The sequence below is a fragment of the Pseudomonas sp. LBUM1679 genome (assembly GCF_059695565.1).
Genome location: NZ_CP166774.1, coordinates 197,211 through 216,999 on the forward strand (window position 1 = coordinate 197,211; position 19,789 = coordinate 216,999).

Below are 19,789 nucleotides of genomic sequence, written 5' to 3' on the forward strand. Positions count from 1 at the left end.
CCAGCTCCTACAGGTCACCATTGTGTTCATGAATGACGAAAATCCTGTGGGAGCGGGCTTGCCCGCGAAGGCGTCCTACGCCGCAGCGTTTTTCTGGCGCAGACGCACACCCCCCGCCCGCGCCTCGATCTGCTCTTTGAGCTCCCGCCGCAGCCCCAGCAAAAACGCCAGCTCAACCACCACAAACAAGGGCCCGACAATCAACCCCGTCACATCATCGACAAACGCCGGCTTGCGTCCTTCATAGTGATGACCGACAAACTGAATCGCCCAGCCGATCACAAACATCCCGACGCCGCTCACCAACCAGACCAGCGTGATTTGCTGCGCCAGTACTTGACCTGCCCAAAGGCACAACCCGAGCAACACGGTCATCAACACCCCGAGGCGCAACTCCAGGCGCAAGTAAAACCACGCCGCCGCCAGCGCTACCAACACGGCCGGGGACAGCCAGCCCCCGGCCCATTGCGGACGGGACAGCAACACCGCCACCGCCACGACAATCAGCGGAATACCCCCCAAATGGGTAGCAATATTGCGCGGGTCACGATGGTAGGTGGCGTATTGACTGAGGTGGTCGACGAGGCTTTTCATTGTTGTTCCTCCTGTAGGGTAATGGATCATGCCATACGGCCCGGAGCAAGCTCGCTCCTGCAATTGCCTTAACTGAACAGCATTAAGGCGTTAGTGGTGGGCTTTGCGCGCGAACGCGCCTAGCCTGTGATGACGACAATTGAGGTGTGCCATGCGTGTGTTGTTAGTGGAAGACGAACCCGAACTCGCCAAGCTTCTGGCCAAGGGCCTGAGCGAGGCGAGTTATGCGGTGGATGTGGCCGTCAACGGGATGGCAGGCCGACGGTTTATCGAGTCCGGCGAGTACGAGCTGATCATCCTCGACGTGATGCTGCCGGGGCTCAACGGCTGGCAGTTGCTGCAACAGATCCGCAAGCTCGGCGAGACGCCGGTGCTGTTTCTCACGACTAAAGATGGCATCGAGGATCGCCTGCGCGGGCTGGAGCTGCATGAGGATGATTACCTGCTCAAGCCGTTTGCCGTGAGCGAGCTGGTGGCGCGGGTGCGCAAGTTGCTGCGGCGGGATCGGGGGCGCTGAGGCGTTTCTGTAGTGCCTGGTCTGGCCTCATCGCGAGCAAGCTCGCTCCCACATGGGTTCTGTGGTGTTTACCGATTTTCGTATCCGTTGGAGATCAAATGTGGGAGCGAGCTTGCTCGCGATGAGGCCTGACCAGGCAACACACCTTCCAGATCAGCGCAAACCCTCCCGAAACTGCCCCGGCGTCATCCCCGTCCAGCGCTTGAACGCGCGACTGAAGCTGCTGGTATCGGCAAACCCCAACAAATAGCTTATCTCACTCAACGAACACTGCGGATCACGCAGGTGCAGCAGCGCCAGGTTTTCGCGACTTTCATTGAGCAGCGTATCGAACCGACAGCCCTCGTCCGCCAGATGCCGTTGCAGGCTACGCAAGCTTAGGTGCAGGGCCTGGGCGATGCGTTCGGCGCTGGGCTCGCCTTCGGGTAATTGCTCTTCAATGGCGTCGCGGACCTTGCGCTCCCAGGTCAGGGGCTGGAGTTGCGCGAGGGTGCGCTTGAGCACCGTTTCGTTGTGCTCGGCCAGTTCCGGGTTGGCGTCATCCAGGTGGCTGTCGAAATCCACCAGGGCGAATTCCAATCGGTCTTCATCGGCGGCGAAGTACACCGGCGAGCGAAAGACTTTGTGCCATTGATGTGAATCGCTGGGTTCCGGACGCCGCAGATACACCGCCAGTGGCGCGTAGTCGCGCCCGAGACGATTGCGGCAGGTGCGTACGTAAATCGCCGCGAAGGCATCGATGGCTTCGAAAGCCGGGGCCGGATTGCCGGGCGGGATTTTCAGGCGGAAGCGGTAGCGGTCTTCGGTGCGGATCAGTTCCAGTTCCAGGGCATCGCTGACCACCTGGTGATAACGCACGATGCGCTCGAATACTTCCCGCAGACTGCCGCTGGCCACCAGCGCATAACCGAGCGCATGAAACGTGGTCGGGCTGACAAAGCGCGACACCCGCAAGCCGATCGCCGGGTCGCCGCTGACCTGCACCGCGATTTCCCACAGGCGCGTCGTTCCGGACAACGGGTAACGGGCGTTCGGGTCGTCCATCAGTTGCGGGTCGAGCCCCGCCTGCTGGCACAGGGCGGTGCTGTCGAGGCCCAGCGCATCGAGTTGCTTGCGCAGGGCACGGGTCCAGCTGGCGAGGGAGGTCGGTTCAGTCATGCTGATTGGCGCTTCCGGTCAACAGGTTGGCGTTCACGGCTACCAGCTTGCGAGGGTTCACAAGGCAGGATGCGAGCATCAATAACCAGAGGATGGAAGCATGGACGGTACTTCTGCAAGTCCCCAGCGACTGAATGCAGCACAGCGCGCGGCGCATATTCGTGAGGTGGTGCTGGCCAAGGGCGTCGAGCTGCGTCGGCGCTACCCGATTCTCAACCATCAGGATGCCTTGGGCGCGGGCATTCTGGCCTTCGCCCTGGCCGGGATGATCGGCTCGGCGACGCTCTACGTCACAGGGCACATGGCCTGGTGGGTGTGCCTGCTGCTCAACGCGTTCTTGGCCTCGCTGACCCACGAGCTGGAACACGACTTGATACATAGCATGTACTTTCGTAAACAACGTGTACCGCACAATCTAATGATGACGCTGGTTTGGCTGGCGCGGCCGAGCACGATCAACCCGTGGATTCGTCGGCATCTGCACCTCAATCATCATAAGGTCTCCGGTACGGAAACCGACCTGGAAGAGCGGGCGATCACCAACGGCGAACCCTGGGGATTTGCGCGCCTGCTGATGGTTGGCGACAACGTGATGTCGGCGCTCATCCGCATGTTGCGAGCCAGGACCTGGGCTCATAAATTCAGCATCATCAAGCGCACCCTGAAGGTTTACGCGCCACTGGCGCTGGTGCATTGGAGCGCGTGGTACGTGTTTCTCGGTTTTCACGCGGCAAACGGCATCGCGTCGCTGATGGGAACTTCTATCGAATGGTCGGCGACAACGCTGTCGGTGATGCAAGTGATCGACATCGCGGCGGTCGTGATCATCGGCCCGAATGTATTACGTACCTTTTGCCTGCATTTCGTCAGCTCGAACATGCACTACTACGGTGACGTGGAGCCGGGGAACGTGATCCAGCAGACGCAGGTGTTGAACCCATGGTGGATGTGGCCGATGCAGGCGTTCTGCTTCAATTTCGGCAGCAGCCACGGCATCCATCACTTTGTGGTGAAGGCGCCGTTTTACATCCGACAGATGACCGTGCCGGTGGCGCATAAGGTCATGCGCGAGATGGGTGTGCGGTTCAATGATTTCGGCACGTTCGGGCGGGCGAACCGGTTTGTGCGCAAGGAACGGCAGACAACTGAGGGCGTCCGATCAGCACAGGCCTAGGCTGTTCCCGCGCTCTGCGTGGGAACAGGATTTTTGCAGGTGCTGTTCACAGAAACGCCCGCTCAGTTGCCTGTGATCAGCACGCAGGTTTGTGCTTTGCAGCCCTTGGCATTGCTCAGCGTAACGAACTTGATCGCGGCGTCGGGGGTGGACGTGGAGATTGTGATGGTGGCGTTTTTGTAGTCCTGGGTTTGAAAGCTTTTATCCGGCAATACGACTCCTCTCCACTGCCCTTGATAAACCTGCAGAGGAAAGCTGGTTTTGTTTTTGATCTCAAGCTCAACCTTGGCTGCGTCGCCTGGTGACGCAGCCAAGGGCGCCAACGGCGCTGACAGCAATGCCGTGTAAACCAGCGGCTTGATAATTGAATGCATAAGTACTCTTCCTGAGTAGTTGAAGTGCGGGCTGCACTGTCCTGATCAAACGCTGAAGATGTAATGCGTCTATCGCGCCTACTGCAAGGATGTTGTTGTAAGTGGGAATGTATTTAATTACTTTTTGATCTATAAATAATTATAAATATTCTTTTAAAGAATAATGGTTTTGGTCAATAATTCATTCAGCGGCAGTATTCATCAAACCGAAACCTCTGCGCGCTAAAACGTTTACACAGAGCTCACCGCACTACCTTGCGAGTGTCTCCACAGAATTTATCGATTTTCCGGGGCCGTCTCCTTGGCAGGGTGCGGCCCCTTTTTTTGTTCTTTTGCCGCAAGCGACTGGTTCAACCGCAGGCGCCTAGCGTGCCGGCCTTTTTGATTTCTTGCCGCCATGGGTCGCGGCCTGTAGCAGCCACAGGGTGCGATTCCTATATTCTTTATAGGTCTTAATAAATAGCTTCTTATTCCTTAACGAATATAACTCTCCTCCCTATACTTGCGCAGGAACAGACACGCAGCAGGAGAGCTCCCCCATGCGCAACGAATCAATTCGCTACCTGATTGTGCCGGGCTGGCAAGGATCGCCAGATGATCATTGGCAAAGCCACTGGCAGAACAGCCTGCCGAATAGCGCACGGGTGGAGCAGGCCGACTGGCTGACTCCGCGTCGTGAAGATTGGGTCGCGGCGCTGGCCGAGGCGGTTGCCGCCGACAGCACGCCGGTGATCCTGATCGCCCATAGCCTGGGTTGCATCACCGTTGCCCACTGGGCGGCCACTGCTCCCTTGCAGTTCTTGCGTCAGGTTCGTGGTGCCTTGCTGGTCGCGCCCGCGGACGTCGAACGTCCGGCCTGCGCGCCGGCGCTGCGCAATTTCGCCCCCATTCCGACCCACCTTTTGCCATTCCCGAGCCAGGTCGTCAGTTCCGATAACGACAGCGCCGTGAGTGCGCCGCGTGCTTTGGAGCTGGCACGCAACTGGGGGGCCGAGGCGGGGATTTTGTCGGGGGCAGGGCATATCAATGTGAAGTCCGGTCACCAGCGCTGGGAGCAGGGTTTTGCTTATCTCTATCGCCTGCAAAACCGCATGGAACATCACGCCCTGCGCCGCGCCTGAATTTTCTTTTTTTAAACGCCCCCGTCTCCCGGCGGTTTTGGGCGGGAGTCTGCCATGAGTTTTGAAACGTTCGGTCAGCCGCTGCTGACCTTCCCCGATGCAGAAAAGAGTCCTCTGAGCATTCGCGCCAAGGCGTTGGTGTTCGTCGATCCGCGCTCGCGACAGTTGCGCCAGGAACTGGAGCAACTGGCGCCGCGTTCGATCTCCGTGTTGATCCGTGGCGAAACCGGTAGCGGGAAAGAATTGCTGGCGCGGCACATTCATCGGGCCAGTGATCGCGGCGGCTTGTTCGTTTCGGTGAATTGCGGCGCGATCAGCCCCACTTACGCCGATGCCGAATTGTTCGGCTATGCCGCCGGCAGCTATAGCGGTTCGGCCAGCAGCCGCGCCGGCTGGTTCGGTTCGGCCAATGGCGGGACGCTCTATCTGGACGAGATCGGCGACCTGCCGCTGCCGATCCAGATCAAACTGCTCGCCGCCCTGGAAAACCACGAAGTCACCCGCGTCGGTGCTCTGCAACCGAGTCCGGTGGACGTGCGCCTGGTGGCTGCCACCAGCATCGATCTGGCGCAGGCGGTCGCCGCCGGTAAATTTCACGAGCGGCTCTATCACTACCTGAGCGAAGGCCAGCTCGAACTGCCGGCCTTGCGCGAACGGGTAGGCGATATCCTGTCGCTGTCCGAATACTTCCTCGGTATCTACAGCCAGCGCCTGGACTTGCCCGTGCCGCTGATCAGCGAGGCTGCGCAGCATGTGCTGGAACAGCACAGTTGGCCGGGCAACACTCGAGAGCTGGAAAACGTCATTCACTTTGCGTTGCTGGTGAGCACGGGTGACGAGATTTTGCCGGAGCATCTGAATTTGCCTGAAGTACCTGCCACGCTGGGGGCGATCGAGCGGCAACTGAAGCACATCCTCACCAAAGGCACCGCCAGCGAGCAAGCAGCGCTGAAACAACTCTTGAAAGACACGGCGCTCTCGTAGGAGCAAGCTTGCTCGCGAACCAGACGCCGTGGTGTGTCAGGAAGGACGCCTTCGCTGGCAAGCCAGCTCCTACAAGTCATGCTGCGCTCCTGTAGGAGCAAGCTTGCTCGCGAACCAGACGACGCGGTGTGTCAGGAAGGACGCCTTCGCTGGCAAGCCAGCTCCTACAGGTCATGCGGCGCTCCTGTAGGAGCAAGCTTGCTCGCGAACCAGGCGCCGCGGTTTATCAGTTAGGACGCCTTCGCTGCAGTGCGGCGATCCGACAAGCCAGCGCCTACAGGTCAATGCGGTGGAATGCGGGCGCAGCGTGAATCAGCGCTGTATGAACAAAATGGAATATGAAAGTGAATAAAAGATATTGTTCGGGAATAAAAAATCCCGGTATTGTCCGCGTCATACCAGCGATAGCACTTCACTGGCACCTGTATTAATAGCCGTCGTCGATGACGACCGCGATTTTCGATAAGGACACTGCATGAAAAAGGTTCTGTTGTTCACCGCACTGGCGGCTGCCCTGACGGCGAGCCTGGCCCAGGCTGGCGAGAAACTGGTGGTGGCGGCGACCCCGGTCCCGCACGCCGAGATTCTGGAACTGATCAAGCCAACCCTCGCCAAAGAAGGCGTGGACCTGGAGATCAAAGTCTTCACCGACTACGTTCAGCCCAACGTACAGGTCGATCAGAAGCGTCTGGACGCCAACTACTTCCAGACCCTGCCGTACCTGAATAGCTTCAACGAAGGCAAAGGCACTAACCTGGTGACCGTGATCGGCGTACACGTCGAACCGTTCGGTGGTTATTCGAAGAAAGTCAAAACCCTGGCTGAGCTGAAAGACGGCGCCACCATCGCCATCCCGAACGAAGGCAGCAACAGTGGCCGCGCCCTGATCCTGCTGCAGAAGGCAGGCCTGATCGAGTTGAAAGACCCGAAAAACGCCCTGGCTACCCCGAAAGACATCGCCAAGAACCCGCACAACTTCAAGTTCAAGGAACTGGAGTCGGCCATGCTGCCGCGTGTTCTCGATCAGGTCGACCTGGACATGATCAACACCAACTACGCACTGGAAGCAGGTCTGAACCCGGCTAAAGACGCGCTGGTGATCGAAGGTGCCGACTCGCCTTACGTGAACTTCCTGGTGGCTCGTCCGGACAACAAGGACAGCGTCGCCATCCAGAAACTGGCCAAGGCGTTGACCAGTCCTGAAGTGAAAGCATTCATCGAGAAGAAATACAGCGGCGCGGTACTGCCGGCGTTCTGATTCGCGAGGTAAACCCCTTCAAGGTTTCAACGCCGACGGCTTTCGATAGCGTCGGCGTTTTTTTATGCAGAAGATCAAAAGATCGCAGCCTTCGGCAGCGCCTGCAGGCGTACCCAAAAACCCTGTAGGAGCTGCCGAAGGCTGCGATCTTTTGATATTGACGAATTGCGATGACACCAGACCGCAAGGCGTGATGGCAAACGGGTGATTGACCTGACTGCATAGTGATTCTGCACCACGCTACCTAGCAGTTCTGCTAGGTGGCGTGGTGCCGTCGTTGGTGCACACTAAGCGCCTGACGATGAGGAGTTTTGCAATGGAAACGCTCAATTCCGGCTCGTGTCGTTATCACTACAACGCACTGGATCAACTGACTGGGCTTGAGCCTTTCGGGCAAGCAACGTTGCAAAGGTTTTATCGTCTCGAGCATCTGGCAACCGAGCTTGGAGATCAGGTCAGCCGAAGCGTTTTCCAGCACGGCTCGTATTTGCTCGCGCTGCTTTCGCGGCAGGGGAATGTCACCAATACTCAACTGCTGGGTACCGATCAACAACGTTCCGTTTTGCAGGTCTCTGACCCCGCAGGACCGATGAATCGCGTCTACACGCCTTACGGCCATCGACCTGCCGGGCCCGGACCTGGCGACCTCTTGGGGTTTAATGGCGAAGCGATTGATCCCACTACCGGCCATTACCTGCTGGGCAATGGCCATCGGGCCTTCAACCCGATACTGATGCGTTTCAATAGCCCGGACAGATTGAGTCCGTTTGGTCGGGGTGGGTTGAATCCGTATGCGTATTGTCAGGGCGATCCGGTGAATTTCACTGATCCTACGGGACGAGAAGCCTGGCTACCCTGGATGGTCGTTGGAATGAACGTCGTGGGGTTTCTTTCGGGTGGTGTCGGGCTTGTCGCTGGAGGGCTCTCTGTCGCGGGTTTAAGAACCGCGGGTGTGGCGGCGTCTAAATCCCTCGTGAAAAAATCCGCGTACCTGGGGGTGGTAGGGGCGGTGTCAGGCTTTATCGGTGGCGGGGTCGGGATTACAAGATCCATCATGAACGCCACGGATCCGGATAATTCCGCACAGGATCCACTGCTTATCGTAATGGCCGCGTTCAGCGTGCTGTCTTTTGCTGCCTCAGGCACTTCGGTGGCTTATGCCTATCGTGCTCACAAGTTGAACAGGGCCGGTGCGTGGGACGTTGCTCGCAGCGCGCCGAAACCCCTGGAGTACAAAAATCCCCTGACGAATCTGCCGTCAGCTCCTCCTCCGACGCCCGGCACACCTCAAGCATCAGCTACATTGCCACCCGAGCCGATTGGTTTTGAGGCGTTCGGCTTTCCGGGGGGTGGTAACAAGAGGGTCGACCTTTCGAACAGACCACAGAACAGGCAGCCTCGCATTGTGTCGAACGCCCAAGACATTCGTCGCCACTCCAGATAGCGCCGCACGCAATACAGGTCCTTCAATCCGGCCAATACCACGCCGGCTCATCCAGTACCCGCTGCCCGACTATCCCGGTCTGACCCAGCGTCTTCTCGAGCACGATGCAATTGCATTCCTCATCCTCTTGCAGCGCCGAGATCAACCGCCGCGCATGGGACACCACCCACACCTGGCACTGCTCAGACGCCCGGATAATCAACCGCGCCAAGGCCGGCAACAGGTCAGGGTGCAGGCTGGTTTCCGGCTCGTTCAGCACCATCAGCGACGGGGGGCGGGGCGTCAGCAGTGCGGCAACCAGCAGCAAGTAGCGCAACGTCCCATCGGACAACTCGGCTGCCGATAACGGTCGCAACAACCCTTCCTGATAAAACTCAATGGCAAACCGTCCGCCCTGCAACGGCGCGATGCTCAATCGCGCGCCAGGGAACGCGTCACTGATCGCAGTCTGTAACGCTTCGGGATCACCGATTTCGCGAATGGTCTGCAACGCCGCCGCCAGATCACGACCGTCGTGGTGCAGCACCGGCGTGCGGGTGCCTAATTGCGGTTGACGCACCGGCGCATCGGCGTCGCTGCGAAAGTGATCGTAGAAACGCCAGCGGCGGATGAACTCACGCAGCTGCATGACTTCCGGCGAGGTGCGAAAGCTGCCGACCTGATCGAACAGGCTGTCGAAATTCGGCGTGTGCTGGGCCAGCACTTCCCAGCTGCGACCTTCACGGGTGCGAATCATCGGGCCGTCGCGATCCACCAGCAGGCTGGCCGGGCGGTAGAACGGACCGCTCCAGATGCATTCCTTTTTTATTTCCGGGTCCAGGGAAAACGCTGAAAGGCTCGGTTCTGGCAGACCCAATGCGATCGAGTAGCTGAAGTCCTCCCCGGCAAACCCCAGGCGCAGGCGTTTGGCGCCGTGCCGCACAGTCGCCTCGATCGGGACTTCGCCGTTGCGCATGCGTCGGCTGATGTTTTCCGGGCCGGCCCAGAAGGTCGAATCCAGCCCACCCTCGCGAGCCAAGGCATTGACCACGCCACCCTGGGCAGTTTCGGCCAACAGGCGCAAGGCGCGGTAGAGGTTGGATTTGCCACTGCCGTTGGGGCCAGTGATCAGGTTCAACCGGCCCAGCGGGATCACCAGTTTATTGATCGAGCGGTAGTTGGCTACCGCGAGCGTTTTGAGCATAAAGGACTTTCCATGTGGTCCCGAAACGGCATCAGGATAACCGCGTTGGCGAATTTGACTTGTAGGATCTATCTGCATCCCCTATAGGAGGAAGTGCCTATCAGCGTAGGCGAAGGTTGAACCCTGCTCTAAGCTCACAGTCGTATCGAACTGGCACGCCCGTACAACGCAAAGGAGTCTGCATGGCTGGTCCCGGATTGAAAACAGTGGTTGGCCTGAGTTTCCTGGCGTTGCTGACCGCCTGCGGCGAGAAGCCCCAGGTCGAAAAGGAGCGTCCGCGGGTTTTCGTGCAGGAGGTCAAGTCGGCTGACTACGCGGCTTCGGTGACCCTCACGGGTGATGTCCAGGCGCGGGTGCAGACGGAACTGTCGTTTCGCGTCGGCGGCAAGATCATCCAGCGCACCGTCGATGTTGGTGACCGGGTGTCGGCCAGGCAAGTGCTCGCCAGGCTCGATCCCAAGGACCTGCAAACCAGCGTCGATTCGGCCCAGGCGCAGGTGGTTGCCGAGCAGGCGCGGGTCAAACAGACCGCCGCCGCGTTCGTGCGCCAGCAAAAACTCCTGCCCAAGGGCTACACCAGCCAAAGCGAATACGATTCCGCCCAGGCCGCCTTGCGCAGCAGTCAAAGCGCCCTGGCGGCCGCCCAGGCACAATTGGCCAATGCCCGCGAACAACTGAGCTACACCGCGTTGATTGCCGACGCGCCGGGGGTGATTACCGCTCGCCAGGCCGAAGTCGGCCAAGTGGTGCAGGCCACGGTGCCGATTTTCAGCCTGGCCCGGGACGGTGAGCGCGACGCGGTGTTCAACGTCTATGAGTCGCTGTTGGCCGAACCGCCGTCGGATAAATCGGTGGTGGTCAGCTTGCTCGAAAACCCGGCGATCAAAACTACTGGCACCGTGCGTGAAATCACTCCGGCGGTGTCCGCGCAAACCGGTACGGTGCAGGTCAAAGTCAGCCTCAACGGCCTGCCGCAAGGCATGCAGCTCGGCTCCGTAGTGAGCGTCACGGCCAGGACGCCGGGCAAATCCGCCGTGGAATTGCCCTGGTCGGCGTTGACCAAAAACCTCAGCGACCCGGCCGTGTGGTTGGTGGACGACGAAGGCGTAGCGCAGCTGCACACGGTCACCGTCGGCCGGTACCTTACGGGCAAAGTCATTATCAGCGCCGGCCTTAAAGGTGGCGAAAAAGTGGTCATCGCCGGTGGTCAATTGCTGCACCCCGGCGTGAAGGTGGAGATCGCCGAAAACACCTATAAGGATTTAGCGGCGGGAGCCCAGCCATGAAGCGTCTGTTACTGGTTCTCGGTGGAGTGCTGCTGGTGGCCTGCTCGAAAAAAGAGCCACCGCCGGAGCCGGTACGCCCAGTGCTGTCGATCAAGGTCCAGGCGCTGGATGAGGAAAATCTCGGCCGCTTCGCCGGCAGCATCCAGGCCCGTTATGAAAGTAATATCGGTTTCCGCGTGCCGGGACGCATCGCCAGCCGCAATGTCGATGTCGGCGCCGAAGTCGAGAAGGGCGCCTTGCTCGCCACGCTTGACCCCACTGACCAGCAAAACCAGTTGCGCTCGGCCCAGGGCGATCTGGCTCGCATCCAGGCGCAGTTGATCAACGCCCAGGCCAACGCCCGCCGCCAGCAGGAACTGTTCGATCGCGGGGTCGGTGCGCAGGCCCAACTGGACATCGCGCAGACCGACCTCAAAACCACCCAGGCTTCCCTCGACCAGGCCAGGGCGGCCGTCGATCAGGCCAAGGATCAGCTCGATTACGTCCAACTGCGCACCGACCACAAAGCCATCGTCACGGCATGGAGCGCCGAAGCCGGGCAAGTGGTGACCGCCGGCCAGCAAGTGGTGACCCTGGCGCAGCCAGATATCAAGGAAGCCGTGATCGACCTGCCCGACACCCTGGTCGATCAATTGCCGACGGACGTGGTATTTCAGGTTGCCGCGCAATTGGACCCGAACATCACCACCACCGCCATCGTTCGCGAAATCGAACCCCAGGCGCAAAGTGCGACCCGTACCCGTCGCGCCCGCCTGAGCCTGACCGACACGCCACCGGGTTTGCGCCTCGGTACGGCCATCAGCGTGACCATCAGCTCCGCGATCAAACCGCGCATCGAACTGCCGCTGAGCGTGCTGCAAGAGGTGGATGGCAAATTGCGGATCTGGGTCGTCGATCCACAGACGCACACCGTTTCCCCGCGGGACGTCAGCCTCGTCAGCCGGACTGACAGCACCGTGGTCCTGACCAACAGCGTGAAGTCCGGCGAGCGGGTCGTCAGTGCGGGAGTGAACAGCCTCAAACCGGGGCAGAAAGTGAAAATCGACGAGGACAGCCCGCAATGAAAGGGAGTTTCAACTTATCCGAATGGGCCCTCAAACATCAGTCGTTTGTCTGGTATTTGATGTTCGTCGCGCTGCTGATGGGCGTGTTCTCGTACATGAACCTCGGTCGCGAAGAAGACCCGTCGTTCACCATCAAGACCATGGTGATCCAGACGCGCTGGCCGGGTGCGACCCAGGAAGAAACCCTCAAGCAGGTCACGGACCGCATCGAGAAAAAACTCGAAGAACTCGACTCTCTCGACTACGTGAAAAGCTACACCCGGCCTGGCGAATCGACAGTCTTCGTGTACCTGCGCGACACCACCAGTGCCAAGGATATTCCGCAAATCTGGTACCAGGTGCGCAAGAAGATCGACGACATTCGCGGCGAGTTCCCCAAGGGCTTGCAAGGGCCGGGGTTCAACGACGAATTCGGTGATGTGTTCGGCTCGGTCTACGCCTTTACTGCCGACGGGTTGTCGATGCGCCAGTTGCGCGATTACGTCGAACAGGTCCGTGCCGAGATCCGCGAAGTGCCGGGGCTGGGCAAGGTCGAGATGGTCGGTGAGCAGGATGAAGTACTCTATCTGAATTTCTCCACCCGCAAACTGGCGGCGCTAGGCATTGATCAGCGCCAGGTGGTGCAAAGCCTGCAATCGCAAAACGCGGTGACCCCGGCCGGGGTGATCGAGGCCGGGCCGGAGCGGATCTCCGTGCGCACATCCGGTCAGTTCGAGTCCGAGAAAGACCTGGCCAACGTCAATTTAAGGCTCAACGATCGTTTCTATCGTCTGGCCGACATCGCTGACATCTGTCGTGGCTATGTCGACCCGGCAACGCCGCAATTTCGCTTCAATGGTCAACCCGCCATCGGCCTGGCCATCGCCATGAAAAAAGGCGGCAACATTCAGGAATTCGGCAAGGCCCTGCACCAGCGCATGAATGACCTGACCGCCGACCTGCCGGTGGGCGTCGGCGTGCACACCGTTTCCGACCAGGCGGAGGTGGTGGAAAAAGCGGTCGGCGGCTTCACCAGCGCCTTGTTCGAGGCGGTGGTCATCGTGCTGGTCGTCAGCTTCATCAGCCTTGGCGTACGTGCCGGGCTGGTGGTGGCGTGCTCGATTCCGCTGGTGTTGGCGATGGTCTTCATCTTCATGGAATACAGCGGCATCACCATGCAGCGGATTTCCCTTGGCGCGCTGATCATCGCCCTCGGCCTGCTGGTGGACGACGCCATGATCACGGTGGAGATGATGGTCACCCGGCTGGAGATGGGGGAAACCAAGGAGCAGGCGGCCACGTTCGCCTATACCTCGACCGCGTTCCCGATGCTCACTGGTACCTTGGTGACAGTGGCCGGTTTTGTGCCTATTGGCCTGAACGCCAGCTCGGCGGGTGAGTACACCTTCACCCTGTTTGCGGTGATCGCCGTAGCGATGCTGGTGTCATGGGTGGTCGCGGTGTTGTTTGCGCCGGTGATCGGCGTGCACATCCTCAGTGCCAACGTGAAACCCCATGACGCGGAGCCCGGTCGCATCGGCCGCGCGTTCAATTACGGCATGCTCTGGGCCATGCGCAACCGCTGGTGGGCCATCGGCATCACCATTGCGCTGTTCGCGGCGTCGGTGTTCTCCATGCAGTTTGTGCAGAACCAGTTCTTCCCGTCCTCCGACAGGCCGGAAATCCTCGTCGACCTGAACCTGCCGCAAAACGCCTCGATCGCCGAAACCCGCAAGGCGGTGGACAAGCTCGAAGCGACCCTCAAGGACGATCCGGACATTGTGCGCTGGAGCACCTACATCGGCGAAGGTGCGATCCGTTTCTACCTGCCGCTGGATCAGCAATTGCAGAACCCGTACTACGCGCAATTGATCATTGTCAGCAAAGGCCTGGAGTCGCGCGAGGCCTTGAGCCAGCGCTTGCGTGAACGGCTGCGCAAAGACTTCGTCGGCATCGGCAGCTACGTCCAGGCCCTGGAAATGGGCCCGCCGGTGGGGCGGCCGATTCAGTACCGGGTCAGCGGCAAGGACATCGATCAGGTGCGCAAGCACGCGATCGCCCTGGCCACCGAGCTGGATAAAAACTCGCACATCGGCGAGATCATTTTCGACTGGAACGAGCCGGGCAAAGTCCTGCGCATCGACATCGCCCAGGACAAGGCGCGGCAACTGGGTCTGTCGTCGGAAGACGTGGCCAACCTGATGAACAGCATCGTGGTCGGCGCGCCCGTGACCCAGGTCGATGACGATATCTATCTGATCAATGTCGTGGGGCGCGCGATCGACGCGGAACGCGGTACGCCGGAAACCCTGCAGAATCTGCAGATCGTCACGCCGGGCGGCACCTCGATTCCGCTGCTGGCGTTCGCCACCGTGCGCTATGAACTTGAGCAACCGCTGGTGTGGCGCCGTGACCGCAAGCCGACCATCACCATCAAGGCCGCGGTGCATGACGAGATCCAGCCGACCGATCTGGTGAAACAGCTGAAACCGGACATCGAAAAATTCGCCGCCAGTTTGCCGGTGGGCTACAAGGTCGCCACCGGTGGTACGGTCGAGGAAAGCGGCAAGGCGCAGGGGCCGATCGCCAAGGTGGTGCCGTTGATGCTGTTCTTGATGGCGACCTTCCTGATGATCCAGTTGCACAGCGTGCAGAAGCTGTTCCTGGTGGCCAGCGTCGCACCGCTGGGCTTGATCGGCGTGGTGCTGGCGCTGATCCCGACCGGCACGCCCATGGGCTTCGTGGCGATCCTCGGCATCCTGGCACTGATCGGCATCATCATCCGCAACTCGGTGATCCTGGTGACCCAGATCGAGGCGTTCGAGAAGGACGGCTACGCACCGTGGGACGCGGTGCTGCAGGCGACCGAGCATCGGCGCCGACCGATTCTGCTGACCGCGGCAGCGGCGAGCCTGGGGATGATCCCGATCGCCCGGGAAGTGTTCTGGGGGCCGATGGCGTACGCGATGATTGGCGGGATCATCATCGCCACCTTGCTGACGCTGCTGTTTTTGCCGGCGCTGTATGTGGCCTGGTACAAGATTCGCGAGCCGAAGAAAGAGGTGCAGTAAGGCGAGCGCTACGCGCTCATCGCGGGCAAGCCCGCTCCCACAGTTGACCGAGTCGTACACAAGTTTTGTGTCCACTGAAGATCAAATGTGGGAGCGAGCTTGCTCGCGAAGAGGGCCTGACTGACTACGCCGTCTTACGCCAAACACTGGCCAACCAAGGCTGCTGCTCCCGCGGCAGCCCCGCCGGCCGATAGTAATGCTCCAGCTCGACAAACCCCGCTTCAGTCAACAACTTTTGCCACGCCTGAAGATCGTGATACGCCCCATAACGCGGCCCGTTCCACCCCTCCTGATTCTCCCCACGCGGATTGGAACTGAACAACACGCCACCTGGTTTCAACGCCCCACGCAGTTCTTTCAACACCCGAGGCAACTCCTGACGCGGGATGTGGAACAGCACAGCATTGGCAAAAATCCCGTCGAATCGCTCGGCGGGCAGATCGAGTTTCAGAAAGTCCTGCTGCCAGACCTCGCACCCGCTGTCCTCACGCGCCATCTGCGCGAACTTCTGCGACCCATCAAGCCCGACCGCGGTATGGCCCATGCGCGTGAAGGTCTGCAAATCACGCCCCGGCCCACAGCCAAAGTCAAGAATGTCGAACGGTGCCTCACCCTGGATATGCCGCAACAGGGCATCGATGTTCTGGCTGACATCGTGATCGCGGGTACCCTCGCGAAACCCTTCGGCCACCGAGTTGTAATGGCCCAGGGTGGTGGCGGTAATCTGCTCGAGGTCGGCGGGAGTCTGTTTCATGGTCGGCTGCGCAGGCAATGTGGATACGCCGAATATACGCCATCAGGCCTGGGGCTGCTGCGCAGCCATTCCCTGTAGGAGCAGCCGGTCGACGCTCGATTGCTCGCGAAAAACCTGAAAGCGCCGCGGGGTGTCAGGTTAACAGCGTTATCGTTGACGACCATCGCGAGCAAGCTCGCTCCCACAAGGGATCGCATCGTACACAAATGATGTGTTCTCTGAAGATCAAGTGTGGGAGCGAGACCGGCTTGCCGGCGAAGGCGATTTCACTGGCGCCTAATGACTTGGATCAGACTCGGCTTTCTTCATCCCCAGACAATCAATCGACCGATCAACCATGGCCTTGGCGATCTCCAGCAGATGCCAGATGGAAAACACCATGGCCCTGTCGGCGCCCTTGAGGTGGTCGCCACATTGATAGGCGGTGACCGACGCACAGCGCAGCAAATCGGCGATGTAGAGTTGGGTGTCTTCGAAGCTTATGTCGTCGCTGACGTTGTAGAACCGTAGCTCATCCGGTGCCGACGGTTGTTCGCCGGTCAGGTAGAAATCGATGGCTCGGTAGAGTGCGGAGCGGTCTCTGAGTAGATCGTCGTTTCTGGTTGAATTGGAGGGTGGATCGGGGACTGGTTTTTTCATCTGTGTTGCTCCTATTGCTACATGGGAGCCGACACTTCTCGCCTACTAAACGAGGGGTGGCAGCTGTGCGCAGGTTAGTAGGCCGGTCAATAGGAAACCCGGTGCATCCGAAGATGCCCCACGCACAGCCACCATATTCAATACCCGGCAGAGTTGCCGGGCATGAGCATGAAAACGCTATGCACCTATTGATTCGGGCTACTAAACCCGATCACTGATGAGCAGTGACGGACGAAGACTAGGCACGGAAATCTGTCGGCGCAAGCGTGCGGAATGATCTAGGAAATGTCCTGCAAAAGAAAGGGATTAGCCCTGTAGGAGAGCCGCTTTTCCTGTAGGAAAATTTACCTTTCAACGGGTAAATGACTTGTGGCGAGGGAGCTTGCTCCCGCTGGGTTGCGAAGCAGCCCCCAAACCATTCAATCAGGTGCGTCAGGCAAAACCGGTCGTCAGGGTTTGCGATTGCTGCGCAATCGAGCGGGACGGTGCGGCGTTCCGAGAAGCTCCCTCGCCACAAAAGTCCCGCAACGCCATCAACCTCAGCGTTTGTTGAGGCCTCGCGCCAATCTATCGCCACCCAGTTGAATGATCGCCACCAACACCACCAGCAACACAATCACCGTCAACATGATCTGGCTGTCGAACCGCTGATAGCCATACCGATAAGCAATATCCCCCAACCCACCGGCCCCAATCGCCCCGGCCATGGCCGAGGAGTTGATCATGGTCACCAAGGTAATCGTGAACCCCCCGACAATCCCCGGCAATGCCTCAGGCAACAGCACATGCCAGACGATGTGCCAACGCCGGCACCCCATCGCCTGTGCCGCTTCGATCAGCCCATGGTCGACCTCGCGCAGGCTGACTTCCGCGATGCGCGCAAAGAACGGTGTGGCGGCAATGGTCAGTGGCACGACAGCGGCCCAGACACCGTAAGTGGTGCCGACAATCAGCCGGGTAAACGGAATCAGCGCCACCATCAAAATCAAAAACGGAATCGAGCGAAACAGGTTCACGAATGCGCCCAGCGCGCGGTTCAGTGCCGGCGCTTCGTAGATGCCACCCTTGGAACTGGTGACCAGAATCACCGCCAGCGGTATACCCGCCAGCAGTGCGATCAGCGACGACACGCCGACCATCAGGAAGGTATCGATGAAACCTTGCAGCAAGCGATCAAACCACATAACCCAACACCTCCACCTGTTGCGCCCAATGGCCGGCGCGCTGACGTAATTCTTCGGCGCCGAGGGACGAACCGGTTACCGCCAGCAGCAGTTGCCCGAGGGCATGGCCCTGAATCCGTTCGACGCCACCTTGCAGCAAGCGCACGCGGCCACCGAGGGCGGCGAACAGCGCCGCCAGATCTGGTTCATCCGTGGCGCTGCCGGTGAATTGCAAGCGCAGTACAACAGCGGCATCTGAAGATTGCGGCTGCGAGCGCAACCGGGTTTGCAATTCTTCCGGCAGCGCGTATCGCAACGGTGCGAGCAAGGTCTTGCTGACCTCATGCTGCGGGTTGCCGAACACTTCCCACACCGGCCCTTGCTCGACGATTCGTCCGTGCTCCAGCACCACGACCCGGTCGCAGATATCGCGAATCACCGCCATCTCATGCGTGATCAGCACAATGGTCAAACCCAGGCGCTGATTGATCTCGCGCAGCAGGCCGAGGATCGATTGCGTGGTCTCCGGATCCAGCGCCGAAGTCGCTTCGTCGCACAGCAAGATCGCCGGGTCATGCACCAGCGCCCGGGCGATGCCGACGCGCTGTTTCTGCCCGCCGGACAGCTGCGCCGGATAGGCCTTGTGCTTCTCTTGCAAGCCCACCAATTCCAGCAGCTCGCGGACTTTCCGTTCGCGTTTTTCCTTCGGCACCCCGGCCACTTTCAGCGGCAGCTCGACGTTCTGCCAGACGGTCTTGGCCGACATCAGGTTGAAGTGCTGGAAGATCATGCCGATGCGTCGACGCAACGCTACCAGACGGTCTTCATCGAACTCGCCAATATCGACTTGGTCGATCAGCACGCGCCCGGTGCTCGGTTGTTCGAGACGATTGATAGTACGGATCAGCGACGACTTGCCGGCACCGCTACGGCCGATGATGCCGAACACTTCACCGCGCTGGATCGCCAGGTCGATGCCGTGCAATGCCGCCACGGGACCTTGTTGACCCTTGTAGGTTTTGCCCAGGCCGATAAAGCGCACGTGGGCGCAATTGAGGTCCGGGTGCAGTTCGGTCTGTTCGACATGCTCCGGGACAGGGCGGGGCTCTGGAATTTCCAGTCGCCGTTGGATCGCGGCCGTCATGCTCAGCTTTCCCAGCCGGCTTGGTAGAGCTTGCCATGGGCTTTATCCAGGGCTGCGCGAACGGCGGGTGAGTGCTGGTAGATGTCGACGAACTTGATCAGGCGCGGGTCGGTTTTGCTTGTCGGCTGGATCACGAACTGAATCACGTATTCCTTGTGATCGAGGCCGTCGAACAGCAGGGCAGAGCCGGCATCGAAGGTCTTCGACAGGCGGATGTAGGCCGGGTAGCCCTGGACCAGGTCGGCGTCATCGTAGGCGCGCACCAGTTGCACGGCTTCGACCTGAAGGATTTTGATTTTCTTCGGATTGGCGACGATGTCTTCTTCGGTGGCCTTGTAGCCGACCCCTGGTTTGAGCGTGATCAGCCCGGCCTTGGCCAGCAGCTGCAAGCCGCGCCCGCTGTTGATCGGATCGTTGGCGATGGCCACGCTGGCGCCTTCGGGCAGCTCGTCGAAGCTTTTGTATTTCTTCGAGTAGAGGCCAACGTTGTTGATGATCCCCGGGGCGAATGGCACCAGGTCAAAACCGGCGGCGGCCTTGGCGTTTTCCAGGAATGGGATGTGCTGGAAGTAGTTCACGTCGATGTCGCCGGCGGCGAGGCTGACGTTGGGGGCGATCCAATCGCTGAATTCCACCAGGTCGACTTGCAGGCCTTGTTTTTTGGCTTCTTCGACGGCGGCCTCCAGGGGGATGGCGAAGGCGGCGGTGGTGCCGACTTTCAGCGGCGCGTCGGCGGCGAAGAGGGTGGAGCTGAAGAGGCCTAGGGCCAGGGCCAGTGCTTTGACTGGGTGAGAGAGGTAGTTCTTGGTCATGGTGGGGTTTCCAGTCAGTGCATTAAATTTTTGGTGTCTGTTCGGGCCTCATCGCGGGCAAGCCCGCTCC

At 59.8% G+C, this 19,789-nt stretch carries 18 protein-coding genes; 9 read left to right on the top strand and 9 right to left on the bottom strand.

All coding sequences use genetic code 11. From position 1 onward, the window contains the following. Positions 1-75: 75 nt before the first annotated feature. Positions 76-594, bottom strand: a complete 519-nt coding sequence (locus ACA062_RS00915) for an Mpo1 family 2-hydroxy fatty acid dioxygenase (RefSeq protein WP_497454828.1) — start codon at positions 592-594, stop codon at positions 76-78. Between the two features lie 151 nt (positions 595-745). On the opposite strand from ACA062_RS00915, the gene ACA062_RS00920 reads away from it, so the two are divergent. Continuing rightward, positions 746-1,111 (top strand): response regulator, encoded by a 366-nt coding sequence (locus ACA062_RS00920; RefSeq protein WP_497454829.1) that lies wholly within the window; start codon positions 746-748, stop codon positions 1,109-1,111. A gap of 153 nt (positions 1,112-1,264) precedes the next feature. On the opposite strand, the gene ACA062_RS00925 is transcribed toward ACA062_RS00920, so the two are convergent. Further along, positions 1,265-2,269, bottom strand: coding sequence for an AraC family transcriptional regulator (locus ACA062_RS00925; protein WP_497454830.1), 1,005 nt, complete (start codon positions 2,267-2,269; stop codon positions 1,265-1,267). Positions 2,270-2,369: 100 nt separating this feature from the next. Between ACA062_RS00925 and ACA062_RS00930 the strand changes: the two genes are divergently transcribed. Beyond that, on the top strand, positions 2,370-3,443 hold the full coding sequence (locus ACA062_RS00930) for a fatty acid desaturase (protein ID WP_497454831.1): 1,074 nt from the start codon (positions 2,370-2,372) through the stop codon (positions 3,441-3,443). A gap of 62 nt (positions 3,444-3,505) precedes the next feature. On the opposite strand, the gene ACA062_RS00935 is transcribed toward ACA062_RS00930, so the two are convergent. Continuing rightward, complete coding sequence (locus tag ACA062_RS00935; protein ID WP_497454832.1) at positions 3,506-3,817, bottom strand: putative periplasmic lipoprotein; 312 nt, start codon at positions 3,815-3,817, stop codon at positions 3,506-3,508. A 539-nt stretch (positions 3,818-4,356) separates the two neighbouring features. Between ACA062_RS00935 and ACA062_RS00940 the strand changes: the two genes are divergently transcribed. From ACA062_RS00940 to ACA062_RS00955, 4 genes are all read left to right on the top strand, one after another. Then, positions 4,357-4,938 carry an alpha/beta hydrolase gene (locus tag ACA062_RS00940; RefSeq protein ID WP_497454833.1) on the top strand — a complete coding sequence of 194 codons (582 nt, stop codon included), beginning with the start codon at positions 4,357-4,359 and terminating at the stop codon, positions 4,936-4,938. Positions 4,939-4,992: 54 nt separating this feature from the next. Next, positions 4,993-5,922, top strand: a complete 930-nt coding sequence (locus ACA062_RS00945; protein ID WP_497454834.1) for a sigma 54-interacting transcriptional regulator — start codon at positions 4,993-4,995, stop codon at positions 5,920-5,922. Positions 5,923-6,397: 475 nt separating this feature from the next. Next, positions 6,398-7,180, top strand: a complete 783-nt coding sequence (locus tag ACA062_RS00950; protein WP_497454835.1) for a MetQ/NlpA family ABC transporter substrate-binding protein — start codon at positions 6,398-6,400, stop codon at positions 7,178-7,180. Between the two features lie 316 nt (positions 7,181-7,496). Next, positions 7,497-8,624 (top strand): RHS repeat-associated core domain-containing protein, encoded by a 1,128-nt coding sequence (locus ACA062_RS00955; protein WP_497454836.1) that lies wholly within the window; start codon positions 7,497-7,499, stop codon positions 8,622-8,624. A 22-nt stretch (positions 8,625-8,646) separates the two neighbouring features. On the opposite strand, the gene ACA062_RS00960 is transcribed toward ACA062_RS00955, so the two are convergent. Beyond that, positions 8,647-9,807 carry an AAA family ATPase gene (locus tag ACA062_RS00960; RefSeq protein ID WP_497454837.1) on the bottom strand — a complete coding sequence of 387 codons (1,161 nt, stop codon included), beginning with the start codon at positions 9,805-9,807 and terminating at the stop codon, positions 8,647-8,649. 182 nt (positions 9,808-9,989) lie between these two features. Here ACA062_RS00960 and ACA062_RS00965 point away from each other — a divergent pair, with 182 nt between their 5' ends. From ACA062_RS00965 to ACA062_RS00975, 3 genes are read left to right on the top strand one after another with little or no spacing between them, the layout of a single operon-like run. Next, a complete protein-coding gene (locus tag ACA062_RS00965; protein ID WP_497454838.1) occupies positions 9,990-11,093 on the top strand; it encodes an efflux RND transporter periplasmic adaptor subunit in 1,104 nt (367 codons plus the stop codon). After that, complete coding sequence (locus tag ACA062_RS00970) at positions 11,090-12,157, top strand: efflux RND transporter periplasmic adaptor subunit (RefSeq protein ID WP_497454839.1); 1,068 nt, start codon at positions 11,090-11,092, stop codon at positions 12,155-12,157. Before ACA062_RS00965 ends, ACA062_RS00970 begins: the two co-directional genes overlap by 4 nt. Next, positions 12,154-15,207 carry an efflux RND transporter permease subunit gene (locus ACA062_RS00975; protein WP_497454840.1) on the top strand — a complete coding sequence of 1,018 codons (3,054 nt, stop codon included), beginning with the start codon at positions 12,154-12,156 and terminating at the stop codon, positions 15,205-15,207. Before ACA062_RS00970 ends, ACA062_RS00975 begins: the two co-directional genes overlap by 4 nt. A 124-nt stretch (positions 15,208-15,331) precedes the next feature. Here ACA062_RS00975 and ACA062_RS00980 read toward each other — a convergent pair whose 3' ends face one another. From ACA062_RS00980 to ACA062_RS01000, 5 genes are all read right to left on the bottom strand, one after another. Further along, the gene (locus ACA062_RS00980; RefSeq protein WP_497454841.1) at positions 15,332-15,961 is read right to left on the bottom strand and encodes a class I SAM-dependent methyltransferase; all 630 of its coding nucleotides are present in this window, start codon (positions 15,959-15,961) and stop codon (positions 15,332-15,334) included. 276 nt (positions 15,962-16,237) lie between these two features. Further along, positions 16,238-16,600, bottom strand: coding sequence for a DUF6124 family protein (locus ACA062_RS00985; RefSeq protein WP_497454842.1), 363 nt, complete (start codon positions 16,598-16,600; stop codon positions 16,238-16,240). A 539-nt stretch (positions 16,601-17,139) separates the two neighbouring features. Next, positions 17,140-17,784: a methionine ABC transporter permease gene (locus tag ACA062_RS00990; RefSeq protein ID WP_154852881.1), complete on the bottom strand. Its 645-nt coding sequence runs from the start codon at positions 17,782-17,784 to the stop codon at positions 17,140-17,142. After that, a complete protein-coding gene (locus ACA062_RS00995) occupies positions 17,774-18,907 on the bottom strand; it encodes a methionine ABC transporter ATP-binding protein (RefSeq protein ID WP_497454843.1) in 1,134 nt (377 codons plus the stop codon). The genes ACA062_RS00990 and ACA062_RS00995 overlap by 11 nt, the downstream gene beginning before the upstream one ends. A 2-nt stretch (positions 18,908-18,909) precedes the next feature. Continuing rightward, a complete protein-coding gene (locus tag ACA062_RS01000; RefSeq protein WP_497454844.1) occupies positions 18,910-19,719 on the bottom strand; it encodes a MetQ/NlpA family ABC transporter substrate-binding protein in 810 nt (269 codons plus the stop codon). Positions 19,720-19,789: the final 70 nt, after the last annotated feature.

What these genes read in the sequence shown, in the direction of transcription:
- ACA062_RS00915 (WP_497454828.1), bottom strand. Translation starts at nt 594, where the DNA reads ATGAAAAGCCTCGTCGACCACCTCAGTCAATACGCCACCTACCATCGT.
- ACA062_RS00920 (WP_497454829.1), top strand. Translation starts at nt 746, where the DNA reads ATGCGTGTGTTGTTAGTGGAAGACGAACCCGAACTCGCCAAGCTTCTG.
- ACA062_RS00925 (WP_497454830.1), bottom strand. Translation starts at nt 2,269, where the DNA reads ATGACTGAACCGACCTCCCTCGCCAGCTGGACCCGTGCCCTGCGCAAG.
- ACA062_RS00930 (WP_497454831.1), top strand. Translation starts at nt 2,370, where the DNA reads ATGGACGGTACTTCTGCAAGTCCCCAGCGACTGAATGCAGCACAGCGC.
- ACA062_RS00935 (WP_497454832.1), bottom strand. Translation starts at nt 3,817, where the DNA reads ATGCATTCAATTATCAAGCCGCTGGTTTACACGGCATTGCTGTCAGCG.
- ACA062_RS00940 (WP_497454833.1), top strand. Translation starts at nt 4,357, where the DNA reads ATGCGCAACGAATCAATTCGCTACCTGATTGTGCCGGGCTGGCAAGGA.
- ACA062_RS00945 (WP_497454834.1), top strand. Translation starts at nt 4,993, where the DNA reads ATGAGTTTTGAAACGTTCGGTCAGCCGCTGCTGACCTTCCCCGATGCA.
- ACA062_RS00950 (WP_497454835.1), top strand. Translation starts at nt 6,398, where the DNA reads ATGAAAAAGGTTCTGTTGTTCACCGCACTGGCGGCTGCCCTGACGGCG.
- ACA062_RS00955 (WP_497454836.1), top strand. Translation starts at nt 7,497, where the DNA reads ATGGAAACGCTCAATTCCGGCTCGTGTCGTTATCACTACAACGCACTG.
- ACA062_RS00960 (WP_497454837.1), bottom strand. Translation starts at nt 9,807, where the DNA reads ATGCTCAAAACGCTCGCGGTAGCCAACTACCGCTCGATCAATAAACTG.
- ACA062_RS00965 (WP_497454838.1), top strand. Translation starts at nt 9,990, where the DNA reads ATGGCTGGTCCCGGATTGAAAACAGTGGTTGGCCTGAGTTTCCTGGCG.
- ACA062_RS00970 (WP_497454839.1), top strand. Translation starts at nt 11,090, where the DNA reads ATGAAGCGTCTGTTACTGGTTCTCGGTGGAGTGCTGCTGGTGGCCTGC.
- ACA062_RS00975 (WP_497454840.1), top strand. Translation starts at nt 12,154, where the DNA reads ATGAAAGGGAGTTTCAACTTATCCGAATGGGCCCTCAAACATCAGTCG.
- ACA062_RS00980 (WP_497454841.1), bottom strand. Translation starts at nt 15,961, where the DNA reads ATGAAACAGACTCCCGCCGACCTCGAGCAGATTACCGCCACCACCCTG.
- ACA062_RS00985 (WP_497454842.1), bottom strand. Translation starts at nt 16,600, where the DNA reads ATGAAAAAACCAGTCCCCGATCCACCCTCCAATTCAACCAGAAACGAC.
- ACA062_RS00990 (WP_154852881.1), bottom strand. Translation starts at nt 17,784, where the DNA reads ATGTGGTTTGATCGCTTGCTGCAAGGTTTCATCGATACCTTCCTGATG.
- ACA062_RS00995 (WP_497454843.1), bottom strand. Translation starts at nt 18,907, where the DNA reads ATGACGGCCGCGATCCAACGGCGACTGGAAATTCCAGAGCCCCGCCCT.
- ACA062_RS01000 (WP_497454844.1), bottom strand. Translation starts at nt 19,719, where the DNA reads ATGACCAAGAACTACCTCTCTCACCCAGTCAAAGCACTGGCCCTGGCC.